Annotated in this window: 24 protein-coding genes; 11 read left to right on the forward strand and 13 right to left on the reverse strand. The window is 68.6% G+C overall.

From position 1 onward, the window contains the following. Window positions 1–30: 30 nt before the first annotated feature. A complete protein-coding gene (locus tag ACFU7D_RS01970) occupies window positions 31–222 on the reverse strand; it encodes a hypothetical protein (protein ID WP_378862605.1) in 192 nt (63 codons plus the stop codon). A 203-nt stretch (window positions 223–425) separates the two neighbouring features. Here ACFU7D_RS01970 and ACFU7D_RS01975 point away from each other — a divergent pair, with 203 nt between their 5' ends. After that, window positions 426–809 carry a tyrosine-type recombinase/integrase gene (locus tag ACFU7D_RS01975; RefSeq protein ID WP_378862608.1) on the forward strand — a complete coding sequence of 128 codons (384 nt, stop codon included), beginning with the start codon at window positions 426–428 and terminating at the stop codon, window positions 807–809. Between the two features lie 479 nt (window positions 810–1,288). Here the strand turns inward: ACFU7D_RS01975 and ACFU7D_RS01980 are convergent, their stop codons facing one another. Beyond that, window positions 1,289–1,999, reverse strand: a complete 711-nt coding sequence (locus ACFU7D_RS01980) for a hypothetical protein (protein WP_378862611.1) — start codon at window positions 1,997–1,999, stop codon at window positions 1,289–1,291. A gap of 660 nt (window positions 2,000–2,659) precedes the next feature. On the opposite strand from ACFU7D_RS01980, the gene ACFU7D_RS01985 reads away from it, so the two are divergent. Beyond that, a complete protein-coding gene (locus ACFU7D_RS01985) occupies window positions 2,660–3,253 on the forward strand; it encodes a hypothetical protein (RefSeq protein WP_378862613.1) in 594 nt (197 codons plus the stop codon). Window positions 3,254–3,372: 119 nt separating this feature from the next. Continuing rightward, the gene (locus ACFU7D_RS01990) at window positions 3,373–3,753 is read left to right on the forward strand and encodes a RidA family protein (RefSeq protein ID WP_378862616.1); all 381 of its coding nucleotides are present in this window, start codon (window positions 3,373–3,375) and stop codon (window positions 3,751–3,753) included. 126 nt (window positions 3,754–3,879) lie between these two features. Here the strand turns inward: ACFU7D_RS01990 and ACFU7D_RS01995 are convergent, their stop codons facing one another. From ACFU7D_RS01995 to ACFU7D_RS02010, 4 genes are all read right to left on the reverse strand, one after another. After that, window positions 3,880–4,212, reverse strand: coding sequence for a hypothetical protein (locus tag ACFU7D_RS01995; RefSeq protein WP_008361657.1), 333 nt, complete (start codon window positions 4,210–4,212; stop codon window positions 3,880–3,882). 95 nt (window positions 4,213–4,307) lie between these two features. Next, entirely contained in the window at window positions 4,308–4,667 is a 360-nt protein-coding gene (locus ACFU7D_RS02000) for a S1 RNA-binding domain-containing protein (RefSeq protein ID WP_378862620.1), read from the reverse strand. A gap of 57 nt (window positions 4,668–4,724) precedes the next feature. Then, the gene (locus tag ACFU7D_RS02005) at window positions 4,725–5,111 is read right to left on the reverse strand and encodes a hypothetical protein (protein ID WP_378862623.1); all 387 of its coding nucleotides are present in this window, start codon (window positions 5,109–5,111) and stop codon (window positions 4,725–4,727) included. A 139-nt stretch (window positions 5,112–5,250) separates the two neighbouring features. Next, window positions 5,251–5,799: a hypothetical protein gene (locus ACFU7D_RS02010; RefSeq protein ID WP_378862626.1), complete on the reverse strand. Its 549-nt coding sequence runs from the start codon at window positions 5,797–5,799 to the stop codon at window positions 5,251–5,253. Window positions 5,800–6,008: 209 nt separating this feature from the next. Here ACFU7D_RS02010 and ACFU7D_RS02015 point away from each other — a divergent pair, with 209 nt between their 5' ends. Beyond that, complete coding sequence (locus ACFU7D_RS02015) at window positions 6,009–6,611, forward strand: antibiotic biosynthesis monooxygenase family protein (protein WP_378862629.1); 603 nt, start codon at window positions 6,009–6,011, stop codon at window positions 6,609–6,611. Window positions 6,612–6,647: 36 nt separating this feature from the next. On the opposite strand, the gene ACFU7D_RS02020 is transcribed toward ACFU7D_RS02015, so the two are convergent. The 4 genes from ACFU7D_RS02020 to ACFU7D_RS02035 form a co-directional block, all read right to left on the reverse strand. Further along, entirely contained in the window at window positions 6,648–9,539 is a 2,892-nt protein-coding gene (locus ACFU7D_RS02020) for a metallophosphoesterase (RefSeq protein ID WP_378862632.1), read from the reverse strand. 159 nt (window positions 9,540–9,698) lie between these two features. Further along, a complete protein-coding gene (locus tag ACFU7D_RS02025; protein WP_378862635.1) occupies window positions 9,699–10,547 on the reverse strand; it encodes a hypothetical protein in 849 nt (282 codons plus the stop codon). Window positions 10,548–10,550: 3 nt separating this feature from the next. Further along, window positions 10,551–11,174, reverse strand: coding sequence for a hypothetical protein (locus ACFU7D_RS02030; RefSeq protein ID WP_378862638.1), 624 nt, complete (start codon window positions 11,172–11,174; stop codon window positions 10,551–10,553). A gap of 93 nt (window positions 11,175–11,267) precedes the next feature. Then, a complete protein-coding gene (locus tag ACFU7D_RS02035) occupies window positions 11,268–12,179 on the reverse strand; it encodes a LysR family transcriptional regulator (RefSeq protein WP_378862640.1) in 912 nt (303 codons plus the stop codon). 142 nt (window positions 12,180–12,321) lie between these two features. Here ACFU7D_RS02035 and ACFU7D_RS02040 point away from each other — a divergent pair, with 142 nt between their 5' ends. From ACFU7D_RS02040 to ACFU7D_RS02060, 5 genes are all read left to right on the forward strand, one after another. After that, window positions 12,322–13,551, forward strand: a complete 1,230-nt coding sequence (locus ACFU7D_RS02040) for an MFS transporter (protein ID WP_378862643.1) — start codon at window positions 12,322–12,324, stop codon at window positions 13,549–13,551. Between the two features lie 27 nt (window positions 13,552–13,578). Next, window positions 13,579–14,424, forward strand: a complete 846-nt coding sequence (locus ACFU7D_RS02045) for an alpha/beta fold hydrolase (protein ID WP_378862646.1) — start codon at window positions 13,579–13,581, stop codon at window positions 14,422–14,424. A gap of 139 nt (window positions 14,425–14,563) precedes the next feature. Then, the gene (locus ACFU7D_RS02050) at window positions 14,564–14,971 is read left to right on the forward strand and encodes a hypothetical protein (protein ID WP_378862649.1); all 408 of its coding nucleotides are present in this window, start codon (window positions 14,564–14,566) and stop codon (window positions 14,969–14,971) included. Further along, entirely contained in the window at window positions 14,968–16,866 is a 1,899-nt protein-coding gene (locus ACFU7D_RS02055) for a caspase domain-containing protein (protein ID WP_378862652.1), read from the forward strand. The genes ACFU7D_RS02050 and ACFU7D_RS02055 overlap by 4 nt, the downstream gene beginning before the upstream one ends. Before the next feature lie 111 nt (window positions 16,867–16,977). After that, complete coding sequence (locus ACFU7D_RS02060; protein ID WP_378862655.1) at window positions 16,978–17,895, forward strand: hypothetical protein; 918 nt, start codon at window positions 16,978–16,980, stop codon at window positions 17,893–17,895. Window positions 17,896–17,937: 42 nt separating this feature from the next. Here the strand turns inward: ACFU7D_RS02060 and ACFU7D_RS02065 are convergent, their stop codons facing one another. Both ACFU7D_RS02065 and ACFU7D_RS02070 read right to left on the reverse strand, forming a co-directional pair. Next, the gene (locus ACFU7D_RS02065) at window positions 17,938–19,311 is read right to left on the reverse strand and encodes an NAD(P)-binding protein (RefSeq protein ID WP_378862658.1); all 1,374 of its coding nucleotides are present in this window, start codon (window positions 19,309–19,311) and stop codon (window positions 17,938–17,940) included. A gap of 69 nt (window positions 19,312–19,380) precedes the next feature. Then, the gene (locus ACFU7D_RS02070; protein WP_378862662.1) at window positions 19,381–19,968 is read right to left on the reverse strand and encodes a TetR/AcrR family transcriptional regulator; all 588 of its coding nucleotides are present in this window, start codon (window positions 19,966–19,968) and stop codon (window positions 19,381–19,383) included. A 97-nt stretch (window positions 19,969–20,065) separates the two neighbouring features. On the opposite strand from ACFU7D_RS02070, the gene ACFU7D_RS02075 reads away from it, so the two are divergent. After that, a complete protein-coding gene (locus ACFU7D_RS02075) occupies window positions 20,066–20,809 on the forward strand; it encodes a hypothetical protein (protein WP_378862665.1) in 744 nt (247 codons plus the stop codon). A gap of 25 nt (window positions 20,810–20,834) precedes the next feature. Here ACFU7D_RS02075 and ACFU7D_RS02080 read toward each other — a convergent pair whose 3' ends face one another. After that, window positions 20,835–21,263, reverse strand: a complete 429-nt coding sequence (locus tag ACFU7D_RS02080) for a DUF309 domain-containing protein (protein ID WP_378862668.1) — start codon at window positions 21,261–21,263, stop codon at window positions 20,835–20,837. 82 nt (window positions 21,264–21,345) lie between these two features. Between ACFU7D_RS02080 and ACFU7D_RS02085 the strand changes: the two genes are divergently transcribed. After that, window positions 21,346–21,891 (forward strand): YciI family protein, encoded by a 546-nt coding sequence (locus tag ACFU7D_RS02085; RefSeq protein WP_378862671.1) that lies wholly within the window; start codon window positions 21,346–21,348, stop codon window positions 21,889–21,891. Window positions 21,892–22,125 lie beyond the last annotated feature (234 nt).

Consider the following 22,125-nt stretch of genomic DNA (forward strand, 5'->3'; position numbering starts at 1 on the left):
GAGCGAACATCTACTCCCAAGCAGCATCGTCTACTCCCAAGCAGCATCGTCGCCGTACTTCGCCCAGGAAGCGTTGAGTCGACCCACGGGAGTCCTCCCATCATGTTCGACGTGGAAGTCGTACTGCGTGTTGCGAAGCACCATCCAAACGGTGTTCGCCAGATCTGCGTACTCGTCGTCTGTCATGTCGTCCTGGATCGTAAGTTTCACGTACCGCGCCATGGTCAAAGTGTGCCGTCCATGCGAGGCACAGGAATAGATGCGACGTTCCGCCGCCACCGGCGCTGGTCCCAACGCCTCTAGCGTTGACCTGTCCGAGCGCCTCCCCGTGTTGGCGGCGAGCATGGCCAAGCCTCAGTTGGGTCGTCGCGTGAGGTGCCGCATGTCCACCACATCGAAAACTGACGCCGTTCCAGCCGCTGTCGATGACGACCACAGCACGGACCACCGTTCCGTTGATCCAGCGCCCGGTGTCCGGCAAGCCGATCGATCGTCGCGACGCGTACCGGATGGTCACGCGGGTCGCGGAGGCCGCGGGGATACCGCGGCACATCAGCCCGCACTCGCTCCGGCACGCAGCGATCACCAACGCCCTCGTCGCAGGTCTCCCACTCCGGGACGCCCAGATCCTGGCCCGGCACGCGGACCCAGAACCACCGAACACTACGACCGCGCCCGCGGGAACTTCGACCGCCACGGAGTCCACTTCCTCACCGCCTACGTCGCCGGCGTCTGACCGCTCAGCAGGGCACGTCAACTTTGCCCAGGGTGACGCGGGGACGACTGGAACGCTCCCGGGCGTTGAGTAATCGTCGCGTGGTCAAGTCAGCTACGTCACAGACAGGTCGGTCGGGGTGACAACGCCAGGTTGACGGCGCCATTGATTCGCCGTCATCTGCCATACTGTAGCGGTCGGCGTTCTGGAGGCGGGTCGCCGATCCCCCGGCCAGGATGCCTCGGTAAGCCCGAGAGCGGATTTTTCTTGGTGATCGTCCCCGAAGTACTGCCGCGCTACGGCTCGTGCCACACGGCGAACACCAGGGGCGCAGGCCGGGGGTTACTTCTCGTCTTAACCTGATTCCTCCGTGGCGACCCGCAACCCCTCGAGGTTTCGCCCGAATCCACCGGACCACGCCTCTTTCCAGCTGACATGAGCGACGCTGTTACCTACTGCAGCAGCCAGGGCACCGAGTTCCGCCTCGACCGAGATAGAGCTCGGTCAGGACAAGAACGGCGCCGGAGACCACCTCGTGGAGTACGTCTTAGCGCCGAGAGCTAGCCGGATCCCCTAATCGGCGCGAACCACGTCGGCTGCCGCGCTGATGATGTCCGCTACAAGCAACAATGCCGTGTCGCAGTCCCGGACAACGGCTCCCGGGGATCTCTTGTGCCGGGCTACCGATGTGCTCGCGGGGTCGGCGTAGTCGAGGTCATGCACGATCGCGTTCCGTGCGGTGAAGAATGGATCGAGCTTGTCGATGCGCACCTTAGAGATCGCCGAGTTCGAGATGCCTAGGAGGTCTCGGACCCGTTCCCTGAGGTCGTTCGTGCCCTGATAGCTAGCTTTGGTCTTAGTTCGCACGTACAGGTCGACGAACCTGGCACGCGGATCTCGGTCCTTGATCGCGACCAGGAAGTCCGTGGTCGGAATTCGGCCTAGCTCGTCGAGGAACAGGTCGAACTTCTTCGATGCGGTTGTCCCCGGCCGAGCCAGGAGCGTAGGGAGGCACTGCGCCACCAGTGTCTGGCACGTCGCGTCGAGACCACTGGACGTGAAAACAAGCGCAGCGCGTAGAAGGTCTACTTCATCTCGAGCGAGTCTGCCTTGAGCGTTGGTACGGTCGGCCGACTTCTTCTCGTGAATGACATTGAAGGAGTCAATTAGGCCGCCAACGCTTGCATGGGTTGCCTCAAGGTATCGGCGTGCCCGGCGGATTTGTGGGCATTGCCCTCTGGGCGCTGCCGGCAGCGCCGCTAGCGCGAACTGCTGAACCGCCATGGTTCCTCTCCCGTGCCGAATGCTGGGCCCAACGGTAGGTGAACCAAATCAATTCGGTGGGGAAACGGCCCACGTCTGTCCGCCGCGAGCCGGGCGCTGGCAGCCGGTCATCGGAGACACAAGCAGCTCGAAGTCAACGCCCGTCGCCCTTACCTGCCAGCTTTGACTACCGGTGTCGGGTGTCCGAGGCGCTTGTCGAACCGAAGTGTCTGCAACTGGCCGCTCGCGCGGTTGCCACGCGGCCCACTCTCGCGGGCTCGAAGTAGTCGGCTCCGGACTCAGGACAAGCCTCATCCCACTCGGGTACACGAGACTTGTGGCTCGCTGGCGTCGCCCACTCCCCGAGAATGATGATGGCCACCTCAGACCCAACTGCTCCCGACGAAAACCACTAGCGTCGAACGGGGGAAGGGGTGCCCGATGGCGCGGAGGCGGTCGGTCGGCATCGCGGCAGTGGTCGCGATCGCAGTGCTTACGTCGGCCGGCTGCGGCTCGGACGACGCTCAGGGCAGTGACGCCCCCAATCCTCCGCCAACGTCCGCGACATCGCAGGAGGACGAGTCATCTCCCCCTAGCGCTCCGCCAGAGGGCATTCGATGCCCCAGCCAGGAACTCCCCCAGCTGTACGTCCCGCAGGACTGGACAGCCTCGAGCATCAAGGTGTGCCACGACATCGGGCAGAGCATCGTGCTAGTCATCAACGTGTCGGCGGTCTTCCTCAGAATTGGTCCGGGTGCGGGTTCCACCCTCACATCGTGGGGCCAGACCGAGACCGACTCCTTCGAGAGCATGGTCCACAACGAGATCGTTGCCAGCTCCGACACATCGGATGCGTGGCTGATCCCTCCGGGTGGCTGGGTGGTGGTGAACGGTTCTCCAGCATCAGCGACTGTGGGCTTACCGCTGACCGAGCTCGCCACCGCGTACGCACTTGACAAGCTGGTCGGTTACGTCCGATCCAGGCTGACCAGTCCAGGCATCGCTGCCGCCCAGCGCGTGTCGGCATGCGCCGAGGAAGTCGGCGTGACCATCGCGAACACGCAAGACCCAAACGTTGACCTCGACTACCTGCTGGCCGACGCGATGCTGGGTGCCGGCCTTCAATGCGGGCCGTTGTTCCAGGAGCTGACCACCGAAACGCCACCACCGGCTGCGCTACAGGATGAGCTCGCCCGCTTCCGCAGCAGTGTGAAAGCGAGTGCCACCGACGATCTGGTCCGGGCTGCGCGGAACTTTGTCCAAGTAGCTCGGTGAACGCGATGCCCAGGGCACGCTGCATTCCGCCGCCTGTCGGGCGCGTACGAACGCTGTAGCCGAAGGACCGTTTCTCGGCACATCTACTTGATGGGACTATCAGAATAGGAGGCTCCGAGATGCCGCGTCAGATCATCGCGACACCAAATGCACCAAGCTCGCCGCTTTTCAGCCAGGGAGTCAAAGCCGGCTCCCAGGTGTTCATCTCGGGAACCACCGGAATCGACCCGAGCACGGGTCGCCTGGCCGGCGACAGCATCCAGACTCAGACCCGCCAGGCGCTGGCGAACTGCGAGGCCATCCTGCGGGAGGCCGGCGCGACGCTCGACGACGTCGTTGAGGTAGGCGTGCTGCTGACCGACCCAGAGGATTTCGCAGGCATGAACGAGGAATATGCTCGCTGGTTCCTGGTTGATCCACCCACCCTCTACGCGGCCAAGCTGGGAGCCGAAATACCAGGACTACTTGTCTCGATTCGCATGACGGCGTGCCTCACCTGATCGTCAGAGCCATCATTAGCCGACACTCCGGGCGTAGGTTCGACCTCGCGTCACTTCGCCGCGAGCGCGCTACATCGCCGCGATGGGTCACTCGCCCAAGGGGCAGGCGGTCGAGGTCTCCCTTTCCTATGGCGTCGTCGTGGCGAGGAGGCGTCGCGCACGCCGACCCAGATCGCTCAGGTCCACCCGACCCTCCTCAGCTGCAGCCGCCAGACGCGCGGCGAGGTCCAATGCCTCGTCGAGCTCGGGTGCGGGGACCGCGGACTCCTGGCCCATATCGCGAAGAATCGTGATCTCGGTCCTGGACGCGATCAAGGGGTCGGTGACCCCGTCGATCCAGACTCGAGTGCGGCGGCCATCGCCGCGTTCCTCCCCAGTGATGCGCTCCAGGGCGAAGATGCGGTCGGCGCGCGCGAACTTTCCGAAGCCTAATGCCACCATCCGGGAGTCCGATGCCATGTAGTCATCTTGCCATTACGCATCGAACTTTGATCTGGCGTGCAACCCCGGCTGACAGAAAGGTCCCGCGTCATTCCGCCGCCTGCCGGGCGCGCTCAGTGGTTCTTGAGCGGTTCGTCAGGATGGGCGCTCTTGAGATCTGACGGGCGCATGCTGAGGCGGATCTGCCGGTTGTGATCGGTCGTGCCGAGAACCACCGCACGCACGTGTGATCCGACCGGTGGATAGTCGACCTGGGACAGCGGCCGGACGGGATCGTCGAACAGCATCGGAATCTCGATCAGCCCGATAATGGGCTCGCCAAGGTCAATGAAGAATCCGAACCGGTGGTGACTGAACACCATCCCGTCGACGACGAGCCCTGCCGTGTAGCGCCGAACCGCGTCGGACCACTGCTCATCGGACGGTGCAGATCGAGACTCGAAGGCTGCCCATTCACGGCTGGGTCGGGTCACGCCGACAATCGTGCCAGATCCCGCGAGAGCCTCCCGTCCCGCCAACTGTGCGCGCCCCTATCCCTGCTGGATCATGCGCAGCCAATGATCGGGCGGCGTCTCGTGCGTCCGAATCGCCGCCGCCTCCAAGATCTCCCAACGGTCCAAGACATGCCGTTCGAGCTCGCGTGGAAGCCGCACGCCGTGATCTTCGACGTAATGCGCGAGCCCCTCCGGCCACAGATACGAGCCGTCGGTCAGTTCGGCGTTTCCGTTGGCCGTGAGGTCGCACATTCGACAGGGCGAAGACCCCATCATGTGCAGCACGGGCAGACCACCTCGAAGGTACGCAACCACGAGTTCCCGCTCGTCGTCGTCCCAAGTCTCATCAACGTGTCCCCGTGGATCCGGCAGCTTGGGTTTGTTCTTGTTGCGCCAATACCCGACACGGATGAGGCTCGTCATGTCAGCATCCTGATGCAGCCGTCGTGACGAGTCGCCACCAACGCGCCCGCACGGACCTGCCGGGTGCGGCTTCAGAAGCTGCGTCACACCGCCGCGAGCGGGACATGCGGGAGTGGGTGGGTGCGCCCGCACCCGAGACTTACGACGACCTCGTGTCGACCTTGTCGCTCAATGCTGTCCATCCGAGAACGATCCAGGCCACGCCAAGACAGGTGAGCGGAGCCTCCAGCAGCCGCTCGTCAAGCTCGGACAGGATCCCTCCGACCAAGAGGGCAGGGAGCGTGGTCGCGCCGATCCACCAGGCGAGCGGAGCGGGCCGGGGACCGCGCCGTGGGAGCAGCAGCAGCCCCAGCAACAACGCGATGGAAGAGATCGCCAGCGCCATACCCACCACTTCGCCGACCAACTCGCTGGAAAACGCCACGAAGCCGGCCATGGCAGACACCGCAGCGAGGCCCAAAGCGACCGCGCGCCGTCGGCTCGGCGGCAAGGTCGAGTACGCGATGCTCAGCAAGGCGACTCCAAACAGCATCGGAGCGACTTCGAGGAGCAGCGGCGGCTGGTCACCTCCGCCAAGGATCACCGTGCCCTTCACCACCCACGCCAGCCCACCAACGAGCGCCGCCACCCCTCCGAGGCGGGCCACGTTCCTCCGTCCAACATCGTCGGCTGCCGTACGTTCTGGCACGCTTCCAGGATCCACCTACGACATACAGGTAGCCAGGGTCCGAGTTCCCACCTGGAGAGCGTCATAACGCCTCGACCGCGCCACTTCCTCCCAGGGCGTCGATGCCAGGAACGACCAAATGGGGGATTGCTTCCCCGCGCCAGAAGGCGTAGGCAGGGACTAACCGGCAGTGCCGGACCGGGCGCTGCCCCGTCCGAGAGGAGTGGGCCGTGTACGCGCGTTCCACCACGTTCCAAGGCAGGCCCGGCAACATCGACGCGGGCATCACGTTCATCAACAGCGAAGTCGGGCCCATGCTCGACCAGATCGAGGGCTGTCGCGGTCTCTCGATGCTGGTCGACCGCGAGACCGGATACTGCATCGCAACCAGCTCATGGGAGAACGAGGCGACCATGCTCGCCAGCGACGAGCAGCTTCGCCCGCTCCGCGACCGCGGGCGAGACATCCTGGGCGGCTCCATGCAGGTCGACGAGTGGGAGATCGAGGTCATGCACCGCACCCACCACGGCGAGTGCTGCCGAGCCAGCTGGCTGCAGGGCGACCACGACGCCATGGCCGAGATCTTCCGCGTCGGGATCCTTCCCGAGCTCGAGCAGACTCCCGGATTCTGCAGCGCCAGCCTGCTCGTGAACCGGGCGACCGGCCTGGGCTGCGCGACCACGGCCTGGGAGACCCGCGAAGCGATGGTGGCCAGCCGCTCGGCGGCCGACGAGATGCGCGCGCGGGCCGCCGGCGAGGCGAGCGGCGAGATCCTCGACGTGCACGAGTTCGACCTCGCGTACGCACACCTGCACGTCCCCGAGATGGCGTGAGGACGACCTCCGCCCGGCCACGCTCGGCGTACGTGCCTACCTGTCCGATGTTCGCGTCGCGCGCGACTGGGAGCGATCGGTCGAGTGCAGGGCCGGGTCGGTGAGGCTGATCCTCGCGACCTCCTCGATCTCGACCGGCTGGTCGCCGCGGACGCGGTGGATCTTGACGACGACCTCGGTGGGTGAGGTCTCGAACTCGAGGAAGTGCTTGTAGAACGGTGGCTCGTCCAGGGAGTAGATCTCGGAGACGAACCTCTGGATCGGGCCGAACGGCGGGTTCAGGCCGGGGAAGGCGATCTGCGCGCGACGTCTGGTGCGTCGGTCGACGCCCTCGACGACGGCGGGTTCGCCACCCATCTCCTCCTGCTCGGCCTCGATGATGGACGTCGCGTCCGCCTCGCTGATGAAGTCGAAGGGGGTCGGGCCACCCGGGCGGTAGCGGGGGCTCACCCACGCCTTGGGGTCCGCGATCAGCGAGTAGGCACCGAGGAACACCAGGTGGGCGAGGACGACAGCGGCGCCGACCGCGACGACGGTGAAGAGGGCGCCGCCGACCGCCACGGCCGGCCACCACGTCCTGAGGTCGTCGGCGAGGCGGCTGGGCTCCTCGAAGCCCAGAACGTCGAGCAGGCCCGGCTCCGCCGCTCCCAGCAGGAGGCCGCCGAGGACCAGGACGGTGATGACCGCCAGCGGCGCGTACAGGAGCTCGTGCTCCCGGCGTACCCAGTCGATGACCAGCATGCCGATCGCGGTCACCGTGATGAGCGTCGGCAGGGCGAAGGCGGCTCGCATCCAGTCCGAGTCGACGGCGCCGGCGGCCCACGCCCAGATCACCAGCGTCACGGGCGCCGCGAGGAACACGAGGGGCTGAACCATCCAACGTCGCCAGCTGAGCCAGGCCTGCGCCCGGCGTACGGGATCGTCTCGCAGGTGGCGGGTAAGGAAGTCCGGGGCCAGCAGCGCTGCGAGCACCACCACCGCGATCACCGCCACCGGCACGAGTCCGAGCAGGCCGCTGAAGAACAGCAGGGTCCGGCCCTCTCCGCTCAGTACGCGCAACATCTCGCCGAACACGACGGCCGCCTGCGCGAGCACGGCCCACACGACCGAGCGCTCGAGCCAGCTCGCTGCTCTCGCGCCGTTCACGGTGGTGACGATCCGTCTGCGCCACCCGACGATCCCCACGACGGCGTAGATGCCGACCGCGACGACCAGGAGCCAGGGCAGCGTACGTCCCTCGTTCGAGCCTCGTCCCTCCGAAGCCCAGGGCACCAGAGCCAGGACCACGAGAGCCGCCAGCACGCACCCGAACGCGACGTGATGCCAGCCGGAGACCTTCTCGACAGGGCTCCACCATCTCGACCAGCGCATGCACCAGGCGTTGAGGCAGATCCACAGGGTGCACGACCCGTACAGCACCAGCAGCGCTCCGGACGCATCAGGCAGGTACTGGTGCAGGAACAGCGAGGCCAACACCCCCATGACCAGCGATTCAAGACACAGGAGCAGGCGGCGTACGAAGCGGCTGCGGCCGGGACGTTGCGGCAGCTGGTGCAGCAGCATCAGCACCGTCATCGCGGCGATGGCCACTCCCCCGGCGCCGTCGAGCCACGGGCCCAAGGCCACGCCAGCTCCGAACAGCACGACGTTCAGCAGCAGCCGCCAGATGCTGGGGACCAGCTGCTGGGCGAAGTACGACAGCGACTCGGCCGAGCGTGGGAAGAGCTTGGTCGGCCGGAACCGCAGATCGGCTCGCGCGTCCGAGATGGCCGTCCGGATGGGATGGGTGGCGTGGGTGTACGCGCCGCCACCACCGCTGACGAAGTGCCACAGGCCGTCGCGCGAGCTGCCCTCGCTCTGCGGGTCGTACAGCTGGAAGTTGTGCGTGTCACCGCCCAGCGTCGCGACGTAGCGGCGCTTGCTCTCAGCCACCACCTCGTTGACGCTCTTGCCGGGTCGTCCGGAGACCTCGCACGTGCGGCGCTCACCGTTGACGAGCAGCGGCTTGCCGGTCATGAGGATCTTCGGAATGTCACCACGCAGCGAGCTCAGCCAGTCGAACTGCGGACCGTCGATCCTCCCGTCGATACCGGTGTCGATGCACACCAGGTCCACGTGCTCGGTCTCGATGACGAAGTACGGCCCTGGCTGGAGCCGAGCCTCTGGTGCCGGGCGGCCATCGTCGGCCGGCTCTCCCCACCGTGCCGGCGCGGCGGTGCCGGCCGGTTCGCTGGGGGTACGCCACATGCTGCGGCCGAAACGGTCCCGGATCAGCTGCCTTCCCCCGAGCGTGTCGTCGAACGACGGCGCCAGGAGATCGCTGGGCCAGGTCGGCGGGTCGTTCGCCGCATACAGGAACTGGTGGGCGAAGCCGTAGAGGCCGTCGTACCAGTCGTGGTTGCCGGGGATCGCGTAGATCGGGACGCTCTCGGGAAGCGCGAACCTGTCCCGCACCTCGACGGGCGCCCGCAGGCCCTGCACCCGGTTCGCCCGGTACGGCTTGTAGAACCCGTCCACGTAGTCGTTGACGTTGCCCGACGGGTAGATCACGTCGCTCAGGACGAGCACGAAGCCGGCTTGTCGCTGCTCCACGCGCCCGTGCGGGTCCAGGCGCTCGGCCGCGGCTCGGGCCAGGGCGGGCGCGACCACGTACTGGGACGGGTCCTGCTCGCCGGTGTCTCCGATGACCAGGAACCTCGAGACCCCCGGGCGGCGGATCGTCAGGTCCTCGTCCTTCTTCGTCCAGTGCGCCCGCAAGTTCTCGACGAGCCCCTGCGTACCTCGCCCCAAGATGTCGTTGACCGAGTCGACGAGGGAGCGTGCGGTGATCCAGGAGAGGCTGTTCCACTTGGTCGGGTCGCTCTGCAGATAGGCCTTCGTACGAGCCCAGTCCTCGCTCCCGGTCTCGGTGTCATCGCCCTGAGTCATGGACATCCCCTCCACAGGATGGAACTGGGTCGGTCTGGACCCGCGCGACCGTATGCGACAGGTCTAGAGAGATCCCTGCTCGGTGCGTCGGTAGCGCGAGCCAACTACTCAAGATCCGGTACTGGCGCCGCGCGCGGCGCTGGTGGAGGCGCATGGCGATCAGTCCGGCGGGGAGTTCCGGAACTGGAACTGGACCCGTACGTCGTCGTCCAGCCGGACCATGATGGTGGTGCCGCCGGCGCTCCACGTGTCGGGCACCAGGAACATCCGGTCCTCGCCCTGGATCAGCAGCCGTAGCCGCCAGTAGCGGAAGCGGTACTCGTCCTCACCGGCATCAGCTCGTACGGCCTCCTGGACGCCGGCGCCGGCCGGGATGTAGAGCCGCTCCCGGGTGTCGAGGACGACGCTGGGCAGGCTGCGCAGGTTGCGGGCCTGCTCCATCGCCAGGCCACGACCGGTCCACTGCGCGGTCGTGGCCGTCGCCCAGATCACGCAGGCGGCCACGCCCACCCAGAGCAGCACGATGCGCGGTTCGAGCCTGCCGCCCGACCGCAACCGCAGGGCGTACGCCACCAGTGCCGCACCGCCACCGAGCAGGACCGGCGTCACCAGCGAGTAGTAGGCCCAGCCGCCGACGAGGGTGAACCCCGCCAGCAGCATCGTTCCGGCCGCCAGGAGGACGAGCCCGGTGGTGAGGACGGCCGCGACCAGCGTGCGGAACCAGGTCTTCGTGGCATGTCGGCGGACCCAATGATGGAAGGCCACGACTGCGACGCCGCCCAGCACCAGGACCAGCATCGGGGTCAGCAGCGGCTGCGGGCTGCGCATGACGTAGGCGCGGGTGCTGAGCCCGATGACGTCGACGTCGAGGCCGAAGTAGTCGTACTGGGCACGGGCGGCGACGTACCCGAAGTAGAAGAGGACCCCGCTGATCACGGTCACCGGCGCGACGAAGCTCGTCGCCAGGCTCACCCAGCGATCGACCCCCGACGGCGGCGTCTCGGGCATGACTCAGCCTGATTCGCTCGAGTACGTGGCGTCCGTCGACTCCGACTCGGTGGGCTCGGTCTCGACCTCCGGCGCATCCAAGGACACCTCGGTGTCGCCACCCTCGGCGTCCTCGAGCTCGCAGGGCTCGTCCGAGCAGGTCATCTCGCCGCTGAGCCGAAGCACGGCGTCCTCGCCCTCCTGCTCATCGGTCCAGGGAACCAGGGAGAGCATCGCGACCTTGCAGTTCAGCGAGTCGGCGGTGAAGGCGAATCCGTCCAGACAGGACTCGCCGTCGCACGCCGCGTCCGCCGGCTCGAAGACCGCTGGATCGACGACATAGCCGGTGACCAGGACCGAGACGCCCTCGGGGACCGATGGGGCGTCGCTCGGCCAGAGCCAGCTGACATCGGCGCAGACCACGCCAGGAGTGCCGTCGAGCGGGTAGGACCCACCGCCGATCGGGAGCGTCGGCACGGCCACCACCGGCTCGTCGGGATCGGTCGGATCGTCGGGATCAGGATCCACCTGTCCGGTCGTCGCAGAGCTCGCATCGGTCGGGTCCACCTCCGACCCTTCGTCGGTCGAACCGCAGGCGGAGAGAAGCAGCAGTGCACTGGCGATGACAGCGAGGAGTGAACGACTCATCAACATGATCAGCACCTCCTAAGAGTTAGGAGGTACGGCCGCCGACCGCTGATACCCGTGCGGGTGTGGCACCAGCGCGGCACCCTGCGGCGATCAGGAGTTCAGCAGCATGGCGCCGTCGGGCACCGTGGTCCAGCCCTGCGCCTCGGACAGCTCGCGCGCGCTGCGCCTCAGCACCTCGAGACCGGGGTGGTCGAGATCCGCACGCCAGCGCATCGTCCAGGGGAACAGCGCGACGGGCTCGACGAGCGGACGCATGACGATGCCCTCGACCGGCGGCTGACTCTCCAAGGCCAGGCCCGGCGCACCGTGCAGCCGCAGGTGCGCGCCCAGCTCGGCACCGCCGAGAACGTGGGGATGCCCGTCGGTCGGGTCCACACCGAACGGCGCGAGAAGCTGGCCCATCGCGCGGGCCCATGCCGGAGTGACGTGGTCGCCGGAGCGCGTGCACACCTGGGCCGTCCGGAGGGCCTCGAGCGGGACCGCGTCGAGCGCGGTGAGCTCGTGGTCCTCGGGGATCAGCACGATGACCCGCTCATGACGTACCGCCTGTTGACGCGGAGCCGAGGCGCCCTGCGGGGTGGCGCCGAAGCCGACGTCGGCCCCGACCACCGTGTCCGCGGATCCGCCGCCGTAGCGGACGATGAACTCGATGTCAGGGGCTGCTCGCCGGGCCGCGTCCAGTACGCGGGCAGGCGTCGTTCCCGGCGCGACGGCGTCGATGACCAAGGTGCCGGTGTCGGCACGCAGGTCGCGTACGGCACGGTCGTGCAGCGCGATGAGCTCGCGCGCTCGGTCCAGCAGGCGCCGGCCCTCCGGCGTGAGCGCGACGCGGCGCGAGGAGCGGTCGAGGAGGCGGACGCCCGCGGCGTCCTCGAGCCGGCGTACGTCTCGGCTGAGCGCCTGCTGGGCGATGAAGAGCCGGTCGGCCGCACGCCCGAAGTGCAGCTCCTCCGCGACCGCCACGAAACGGCGCAGGAGCCTGATCTCGAGATCGCCCGTCACGGGGCCATTGTGTCCGGTCGGCGAACCGGGCGACAGCGGATCGACAACACAAGTGCGTCGATCGGCGCTACGCCGGTGTTGGACGCGCGTCCGGAGCCGCGGGGAACCTGGAGGCATGTCAACGTCTGGGGAAAGCACGCGCGTGATCACTGCGCTGCACGGTGGGGTGGGCATGCTCGTCGCGGTCTGGGGCGCGGGGCTCCCCGTCCTCGACGCCCGCGTCGATCTCGGCCCCACGCGACTCGGGCTCCTGCTCCTCGCGCTCGCCCTGGGCGCGGCGATCGCGATGCCGCTGGCGGGACACCTCGCCCACCGCTGGAGCGACGCCGCCGTGCTCCGCGTCGCCCTCCCCACGGCAGCGCTCCTCCTCGCCGCGATCGGCGCGATGCCCGCCGCCGAGCCGATGATCGCGCTCGCCGGCGTCTTCGGCCTCTGCTGCGGCGCCATCAACGTCGGGCTCACCTCGCAGGCGACGGTCGCCGAGCGCGCAGCGGGACGACCCGTGATCGCCCGGATGCACGGATTCTGGACGCTCGGCGCCGTCCTGGGTTCCTCGGCACTGGCTGCGGCGCTGCGTGCCGGCGGGGACAGCCTGCTGCTCCTGCCCGCCGCCGCGCTGAGTGCCGGCGCCATGCTCACTCTGCTGAGCCTGCGGCTTCCGGTCGGCCGCACCGGCACCGACCCGGGCGGTGCCGCGGATCCGGACGCGGCAGCTTCTGCGGATCGGACCCGCGCGGCGACCGCCGTTCTCGTCGGTGCCGGTGTCGTGGCCGCCGCTGCCTTCGTGGTGGAAGGTGCTGCCACCGACTGGGCGGGGATCCACACCACTCGCGTCCTCGGTGCGGACCCGGCCGCCGGAGCGACGATGTACGCCGTCTTCTTCGCCGCGATGACCGCGGTCCGCTTCGCCGGAGACCGTCTGCGCGACATGGTCGCCGCACCGATCCTGGTGGCGGCAGCCGCCGGGGTGACGTTGCTCGGGTTCGTACTCGTCCTCGTCTCGCCCACCGTCCCCGAGGGTGCACGGGTCGTGGCCGCCACCGGCGGATGGGCGCTCGCCGGCGCCGGCACGGCCCTCGTCTGGCCGATCGTGATCGGCAGCCTGGGCGCCACCCGGATCGACCCGCGGCGGCTCTCGCTCGTCACCACGATCGGCTACCTCGGCGGGTTCGTGGGGCCGGTTCTCATCGGCGGACTCGCCGCCGGGGTGGGGCTCGCCGGCGCGATGGTGCTCCCCGCTGTGCTCACGGTCCTGCTCGCGGCGGCCGCGCCGCCCCTCGTCTCCCGGCTCCTGCGCCTGGCACCGGCCCGAGCCGCCGCCGTCACGTTCGACCTGCCCGTTCTTCCCGTCTCATCCACCCGAGCGGAATGACTCCGCACCCAACGAAGAGGAATGTCCATGTACGCACCCACCCTGATCGACCTGGCCGAAACCCGCCTGCACTACGAGCTCCGCGGATCCGGGCCTGCCATCGCGCTCGTCGGATCGCCGATGACCGCCGAGGAGTTCGCCCCGCTCGCCGAGGCGCTGGCCGCCGACCACACCGTCCTCACCCACGACCCGCGAGGCCACGGCGGGAGCGTCCTGGCCGATCGATCCGTCGGCTCCACACCCGAGCAGCGCGCCGACGATCTCGCCGAGCTCGTACGTCGCACGGGCCTCGGACCTGTCGCGATCCTCGGGTCCAGCGGCGGTGCCGTGACGGCCCTCGCCTTCGCCCAGCGTCATCCCGAGCTCGCCACGACGATCGTGGCGCACGAGCCCCCGCTGCTGGAGCTCCTCGAGGACCGGGAGAATCAGCGCACGCAGACGGACGCGATGAGGCGTCGCTACGCCGACGGCGACGTGATCGGCGCCTGGGGCATGTTCTTCGACCAAGCAGGCATCGTCGTGCCGGACGGCATGCTCGAGGCCATGTTCGGCGGCGAGCGCAGCCCGAGCGCCCTGGCGGAAGAGGCGTTCTGGTACGCCGAGGAACTGCCGGCCACCGTGCGATGGGAGCCGGACGTGGAAGCGCTGCGCCACGGACCACGGATCGTCCTCGGCATCGGCGAGGAGTCGGCAGGACAGCTGTGCGAACGTACGTCCGAGGCGCTCGCCGCGCGACTCGGACTCACCGCCCTGCGGTTCCCCGGTGACCACACCGGTTTCGTGGACCACCCGAGCGCCTTCGCCGCGCGGCTGAAGGACGCGCTTGTCTCGATCCCCTGGATGAGCGATGCCCGCCCGTCACGACGGCCCTAGAGTGCGATTGATGAGCGTTGTCATGCTCGCGGGCGCGTCAGGGTTCCTCGGTCCGCGGAGACATGACCGACGCCGATTGCGGCCAGGCATGGAGATTCACTGACGAACCGGGTAGTCCGAGTGACGGGAGGTGCCGGGGATGGGTCGCCAGATGACCATCACGATCCACGATCCTGATGTGGAGCGTCTCGACGAGCTCAGCTCGGTCCTACGCCGGGAGCTGCTGGACCTCGGCGTCGATGACGTCGAACGCGCGAGCGCGGGCGAGGCGCCTGCCGGCGCCCGAGGCGTCGACGTCGCGGCGATCGGAGTCCTGATCGTGGCCTTCCAGGAGCCGCTGGTCGCCGTGACCGCCATCGTGGGAGCGATACGGGGGTGGATGTCCTCGGCTCGCGGTGCCCACGCGGTCGAGCTCACGATCGGCGACCAGACACTCAAGATCGACTCGGCCTCGCAGGAGCAGCAGGATCGACTCATCGATGAGTTCGTCGCAGCCCTGCGCGCGTCCGCGGAGGCGGACCCACCTGCTTCCTCACCGATGCCATGACCACGGGTCGGCGCAGCGCGCTGGTGGTGGCGAACGACACCTACCACGACCAGCGGTTGAGCAGGCTTCGCGCGCCCGCCACCGACGCCGAGCAGCTGGCAGGTGTCCTCCGGAACGCCGAGATCGGGGGCTTCGAGGTCGAGGTGTCGCTCAACGAGCCGGAGCACGTGGTCCGGCGCAAGGTCTCGAGCTTCTTCGATGACCGCGGGCTCGACGATCTCCTCCTGCTGCACCTTTCGTGTCACGGGGTGAAGGATGAGGACGGGAGGCTCTACTTCGCGACGCCGGACACCGAGGTCGACCACCTGGACGCCACGTCCCTGCCCGCCGACTACGTGAACAGGCAGATGACGAAGAGTCGATCCCGGCGCATCGTGCTGCTCCTGGACTGCTGCTACAGCGGCGCGTTCGCGCGCGGGATGATGAATCGCGGCGACGAGCGCATGGACATCATGGAGCGTTTCGACGGCCGCGGGCGGATCGTGCTGACGGCGTCGAGCGCGATGGAGTACTCGTTCGAGGGCGACCAGCTCGCCGGCCAGGGCAAGCCGTCGGTCTTCACCTCGGCTCTGGTCGAGGGTCTGGCCACCGGTGAGGCAGACCGGGATGGTGACGGTTTCGTGTCAGTCGACGAGCTGTACGACTTCGCCTTCGACCGGGTGCGGACCGTCACGCCGTCGCAGACTCCGGGCAAGTGGGTCTTCGACGTGCAGGGCGACTTCTACATCGCCCGCAGCAACCGCCCACCCGAGCCGGTGGACCTGCTGGCCGACTTGCGTGGCGCCATCTCGAGTCCGTTCACCAACGTACGTCTCGGTGCCGTGGAGGAGCTGGCGGCATTGCTGGACGACGCTGACTCAGCTCGCGCCGCCGCGGCTCGCGCGGTGCTGGACGAGATGGCTGAGCACGACGCACAGCGCGTCGTACGAGGGTCGGCCGAACGAGCTCGCAGGCCCGCCGAGGCCTCGCCCCCACCGACGCCGGCCGCGCCGGAGCAGCCGACAGTCGCGCCACCTGACACTCCCGCGCCAACGGCCGAAGCCGCTGTCGCGCGCGAGCCCGAGCACAGCCCGCGGCCGGTTGCGGCTACCGAGCCCCAGCCACCCGCGTGGGTGCCAGCCGTCGCGTCGACAGCCGCCGTAGGGCTTCTGGCTGCGGTTCCGTTGCCGTTGCTGGCCGAGACCACGACGTCCTGGAACTCGTTCGCGGTCGTCGCGCCGTTCGAGGTTGCGCTGGCCGCCCTCGCTCTCCTCCTCGCCGCGGGCCGGCTCCGCCGTGGGCAGCTGGCCACCGCCAGCGCAGCCGGACTGTTCATCGTGGTCGGGGTCCTCATGGGCGCCGCCGGCGTCGGGCTGGTGAAGTTCTCCCTCGAGGACATCGGTGGCATAGGTGTCGCGCTGAGTCTCCTCGTCGTGTGCGGCGGAGCCGGGGCGGTCGTGGCGGGCCGAGCCTGCCTGAACGTGTCGCCGCCGGATCACGACCTCGGTCCTGTCGAACCCGTCTGGCTCGTATCCGCCATGGCGGGCGCCGGACTGGCCGCCCTCGCGCTGTTCCTCCCCTACGACGGCTTCAGCTCGTTGTGGACCGAGGTCGAGGAAGGCACGAGCGCCGAGTACATCTTCGAGCCGGCCGCAGCCGTCGGTTGCCTGGCCATGGGCATGCTGACTCTCTCCTCCCGGCGTCGGTTCGCCACCGCCGTCCTGATCTCTGCCGGCACCCTCACCGCGGTCCACTACCTCGGGGTCGTCATCGCGGCCTGGCAGGCGATCGGCGAGGAAGGTGAGGTGCGTTCCGCCGGGTGGGTCGGTATCGCCGGCGGCCTCTTGGTCGCCTTCGCTGCCTGGCAGGTCCAGCAGTCGCTGACCCGGGGCCGCACGGGGTCCGCCACGACCTGACCACGACCTCCCCGCTGAAGCCGCAGTTCCTCCATCTGGGCGATGCCGACGAGCGCGGCCACTGAAACGCTGACAAACAAGCGAAGGTAGCGAGCGATCGGAGGCCTACCCATGCGGCACATCCTCTACACCGGTAACGGCACCGCGCCTCCGGGCGTCGCGCGTCCCCACGTCGGCCGCTTCTTCACGGTCGAGGACGACGGCGCCCTGCGCTACTTCCGCTACGACGGATTCGGCGAGCAGGACCCGACCGGCGCGAACGGCTTCGTGGGCAACAACTCGGGCAACCAGATCGGCCGAGGCTTCGACCACTTCCTCCATGTCGCGGGCGGCGGCAACGGCATCATCCTCGCTGTCGCCCCGAACGGGGACCTCACCTGGTTCAGGTACACCGGGGCGGGCGAGCACGACCCCAGCGGGACCAACGGCTTCGTGGAGAACAACCCAGCGAACGTGATCGGCAACGGCTTCCACACCTTCCGCCACCTGTTCGTCTCTCCTCGCGAAGGACAGACCACCGCGACGACCATCTTCGCCGTCGCCGAGAACGGTGATCTGCTCTGGTTCCGGTACGAAGGCCACGGTGAGCACGACCCCACCGGGGTCCGCGGGTTCCCCGGACCCAACCAGGGCAACCAGATCGGCAACGGCTTCCTCGGCTTCCGCCGCATCGTGGGCGTCGGCGACGGCGCATTCCTCGCGGTCCGGGACAACGGCGACCTGCTCTGGTTCCGCTACACGGGCAATGGTGAGCTCGATCCGTCCGGGGCCAACGGGTTCGTGGAGAACAACTCGGGCAACCAGATCGGCAACGGCTTCGGCACGGTGCGTCACCTGTTCGGCGGGATGACCGACCGCGCCGGCCTCGAGGGACAGCCGTCACCCGCGCGCGTCTTCTATTTCGTCGACGCGAACGGTGACCTGCGCTGGCTCCGGTACGGCGGCAACGGCGAGCAGGACCCGACCGGGGCGTCGGGATTCGACGGTCCCAACCAAGGCAACCAGATCGGCAACGGCTTCTCCGCCTAGCAGGATGGACACGCGACCTGCCGCTCGAGCCCTCGCGTCGGCCTAGATCGGTCCGGCCAGCTCAGCGAGCCTGGCGAGAGCAGGCTTGGTGTGCTTCGCCAGCCGTTCGCGCGCGTCGTCGAGGGCTGCGGATGCGGGATGGCCGGGCGGGACCCGGGCCGGGTAGAGCGCGACGCGGTCCGTCCACTCCTTGACGTCCGGCTCGGCCGAGAACGACATCGCGGCCTGGGTGCCCAGGACGTTCATCCGCGCCCAGGTCGCCATCGTGTCGGGCAGCGGGCTCGGTGGGCAGAGCCTGTTCTTCTCGGCGTCGGAGTCACGGGTGGCCTCGACGTACCCGACGACGGCGGCGCCGAAGCAGGGGAAGCCGGCTCGGATCGGCTGCAGGGTGATCGCCTCCGGACGCCAGACCGGGACCAGGGGCGGATACTTCAGGCCGTCGGCGGCGCAGTGCACGACCAGGGCGTCGGAGGCAACGGAGACGGATCCGTCGGCGAAGGTGAGGGTGCCGCGGTCGACGTGGTGGAGGTGGCCGCGGCGTACGACGTTCTCGAGCGTACGCAGCTGCTCGAGCTCCCACGTCGCCAGCGTCGGCGTCTTGGCCATCGTCGGCATGACCGTGCGGTCGATGCGGAGCATGATGCCGGCCTCCTCCAGCCGGAGGAACAGGTCCTCGAGCGAGGTCGACCGCTCCGCGGCCTGCATCGTGTCGGCGGCCATACCGAGGAAGATCGCGGGATCGGGCTGGACGACGGCCCGGTTGAACATCCACGGGTCACGCGGCCGCACCCAGCAGATCGCGTCGGGGTCCACACCACGCGCCAGCAGCCAGATGCACGCATCGGTCGCGGTCTTGCCGGAGCCGACGACGACGTACTGGCTCGGCGCCTCCTCGAGCCGGGCGAGCTCGTTGACCGGCAGCACCCGGGCGCCGTCGGCCACGCCGAACGGCGGCGGCTTCTCAGCGGGGATGCTGGGGGCCAGGTAGCGGGCGTCGACGATCCGGGCGCCGGGCATCTCGACGCGCTCCCCCGAGATGTGCGAGACGACGGTGCCGTCGCCGATGTAATCGCTGTTGGCGAAGAACTCGACCTTGCCCGACTCCACCATCCGCTCGAGGATCCGGGCGTAGTAGGCGCAGATCTCCGCCTGGGTGGCCCGCTCCTGAAGACCCTTCTCCGGTCCGTGCTGCTGCAGCTGCCCGCCGCCGAGCAGGGTCGAGGCGACGCCGTAGAAGGCGGAGGACTGATGCAGACGGACGAACGGGTACGCCTCCAGCCAGTGCCCGCCGACGCCGTGGCGGCGGTCGACCAGGGCCACGCGTACGTCGGCATGCTCGGTCAGGGCGTCCGCGAACGCCATCCCCATGGCGCCGGCTCCCACCACCAGGTAGTCGACATCGACCGTGCGACCCATATCTCCACCACAGCACGGCACCGACCTCGACGGCAACTGGCGCCGACGCTATGCCGCAGACGGGGTACGTCAAGCTCGTCGGGCAGCCTCGACGGCTCGTTCGGCGAACAGCCGGATGTCGTCGTCGGTCACCGGCTCACCGGTGATCAGCAGTCGGAAGTAGATCGGGCTGGCGGCGTGCTCGAGGATCGACCGGGCATCCGCGTCGTCCGGCAGCTCACCTCGGCGGATGGCTCGCTCGATGATCACCGAGCTGCGATGCATGCGTTCGGCCCAGAAGCTCTGTCGGGCGTCCGGGTCGATCGTGCCTTCCAGGGATGCCCGCATCATCGCCTGCATGAGTGGGGTTCGAAGCAGCTCGGCGACGTCCTTCAGCAGGGCGACGAGGTCATCTGAGAGATGACCGGTGTCTGCTCGAGGGAGGTCGTGGTCGCTGAGCTCGAGGAGCAGGTCGCTCACCAGGTCTCGCTTGGTCGGCCAGCGTCGATAGACCGTCGTCTTGTTCACCCCGGCACGGACGGCGACGTCGGGTAGCTGCAGGGCTTCGTAGCCGACCTCGGTCAAGAGCTCCCGTGCGGCTTGATGGACGCGGGCGACGACGCCGGCGGCGCGACCCCCAGGTCGCCTGATCGGGACGCGCTCTTTCGCGGGATCCATGGCTTCCCTTCTCGGGTGCAGTTGACGTACGTGCCTGACTCTTGCCATCTTATAGCAACTATAGTTGCTATTGGCTGATCGATGGAGGGAGACCCCGATGACGGCAGTAGAGGTACGAACGGTCATCAGCGGCCACGACGTCTCGCGGGCCGAGGTGCTCGCATGGGAGGCTGCGCGGTTGCCGAAGGCGGCGACCCGCATCGGGCTCGCCGTGCCGCCGGGCGAGCTGGCGCACCAGCGGCTCAGGTTCGCCGAGGCGAAGCTCGCTCTGGGCCCGGACGAGATCCGGCGCCGCCTCTCCGGGGCATTGCGGGCCTCCGACCTGTCCGGTCGAGCGACGGCCCGGTTGTCTCGCGGGAGACGTGTCACCAGCGTCTGCGACCTCCATGTCACAGGAGGCGACACGGCCGCCTTCGTGGACTGGTTCATGGCCACCGATCGGCCCGACTACGAGCGCAGCATGATGGCGGCCAATCCCGACCACTTCCTGATCACGACGACGAGCCAGGGGCTACAAGAGGTGATCGAGACGACCGGCGGAAGCCCGCTGCCATCGAGATTCCTCATCGACTATCAGGACCTGGCGTCACTGCGCACCCCGCTCGACCCGGCCTACACCGCCGATGCCTCCGGGGTCGCGCGCAGCGAGTCCGGGCTCCCGATCGGCGGCGTGCGGCATCAGTTCCGAGACACCGACTCCGGGTTCCACGCCCACCTGGTCGTCGAGTTTCCCAGGCTGCTCCCGTCGCACCTGGTCCAGCAGCACCAGTGGCACCTCGCCGTCGAGTTCACGAACTGGATCGAGGCCGCCTTCCGCGGCTCAGCGGACTCATGGTCCTGACGCTGCCGTCCTGGCGCCCGAGCGCTCAGGAGTCCTGGACCCTGCCCCGGGAGCACTCGACGAGCTCACCGAGGTCGAGACCGTACGTCGGACCCGCACCCTTCTCGTACGCCTCCAGCCGCCGCGCCGCGCGCTCGATCAGGCGCGAGGCACCGACCGCGTTGCCGCGCTCGTGGTGGGTCAGGCCGACGCACAGCTGGGCGAGGCCCTGCCACAGCTCGCGCTCCTCCTCCGGGCACGACTTCCACCGGACCTCGAGCGCCTCATGGGCCGCGAACGGGCGACCCTGGTCCAAGAGATCGCGGGCGTAGGCCAGGGTCTCCGCCGGCGGGAGCGGCTCCTCGGAGATGGGCTCGACACCGACCTCGCCGTAGGGCAGAGGGCGGCCGAGCGCGTCGCGGGGTCGGGCCTGTTGCGCCCGGCCCTGTTCGTTTCGGTCGCGATCGCTCACCATGTCAGCCCTCCTCGGCTCCCACCCTACGGACCCGCTGAGATAACCGATTGCGCGGGACGGCCGGGCCGGTGAGTCTCAGCCCATGGAGTTCTTCTGCTACCACCGCGACCGCCCGGGGTCGACGCCGCTGCGCACCGAGATGGTGGAGGAGCATTGGAGCTACATGGACCGGTTCGCCGCGACGATGATCGCCCGGGGTCCGACCTTCACCAGCGACGAGACCCTGACCGGGAGCGTGCACGTCCTCGACCTTCCGGACACCACCGCAGCTCGCGCGTTCGCCTTCGAGGAGCCCGGCTACCAGGCCGGCGCCTACCGTGACGTACTGCTGCGGCGGTGGCGCAACACGCTCGGTCGCACCATGTGGGACTACGGCGACGGCCGGTCAGACAGCAACCGGTATCTCGTCCTCGGGTTCTGCGAACCGACAACGAAGGAGATCGACCTGCCGGACGGCGACGAGCTGATCGCCTGTGGACCGCTCCTGTCCGATGACGGAGCCGTGGTGGTCGGAGCGGCAGTGCTGGTGGAGGTCGCCTCCACCGGTGACGCGCATGAAGTCCTCTCCCCCGCTGGCTTCGCGGCGATCGAGGTCCATCAGTGGGACTTCGGCGGACGACCCGGGTAGGACCCTCACACACGCACGGAGGGGGGCGACCCCCGCGGGGGGGGGGGGCCCGCCGTGGAAAAAAGGGGCGGCGGGCCGGCGCGGGCGGGGGGGGCGGGGGGGCCGGCGGGGGGGGGGGCCCAACAAAACAAAACCCCCCCACGCGGGCGGGCCCCGCGCGGCCCGCGGGCGGGGGCCTCCCGCACGTTCACGTCCCGTGCGCTCAGTCGCGCAGCAGGTCCGGCACCCCCGAGG

The sequence above is a fragment of the Nocardioides sp. NPDC057577 genome, assembly GCF_042801335.1.
Taxonomy (GTDB): domain Bacteria; phylum Actinomycetota; class Actinomycetes; order Propionibacteriales; family Nocardioidaceae; genus Nocardioides.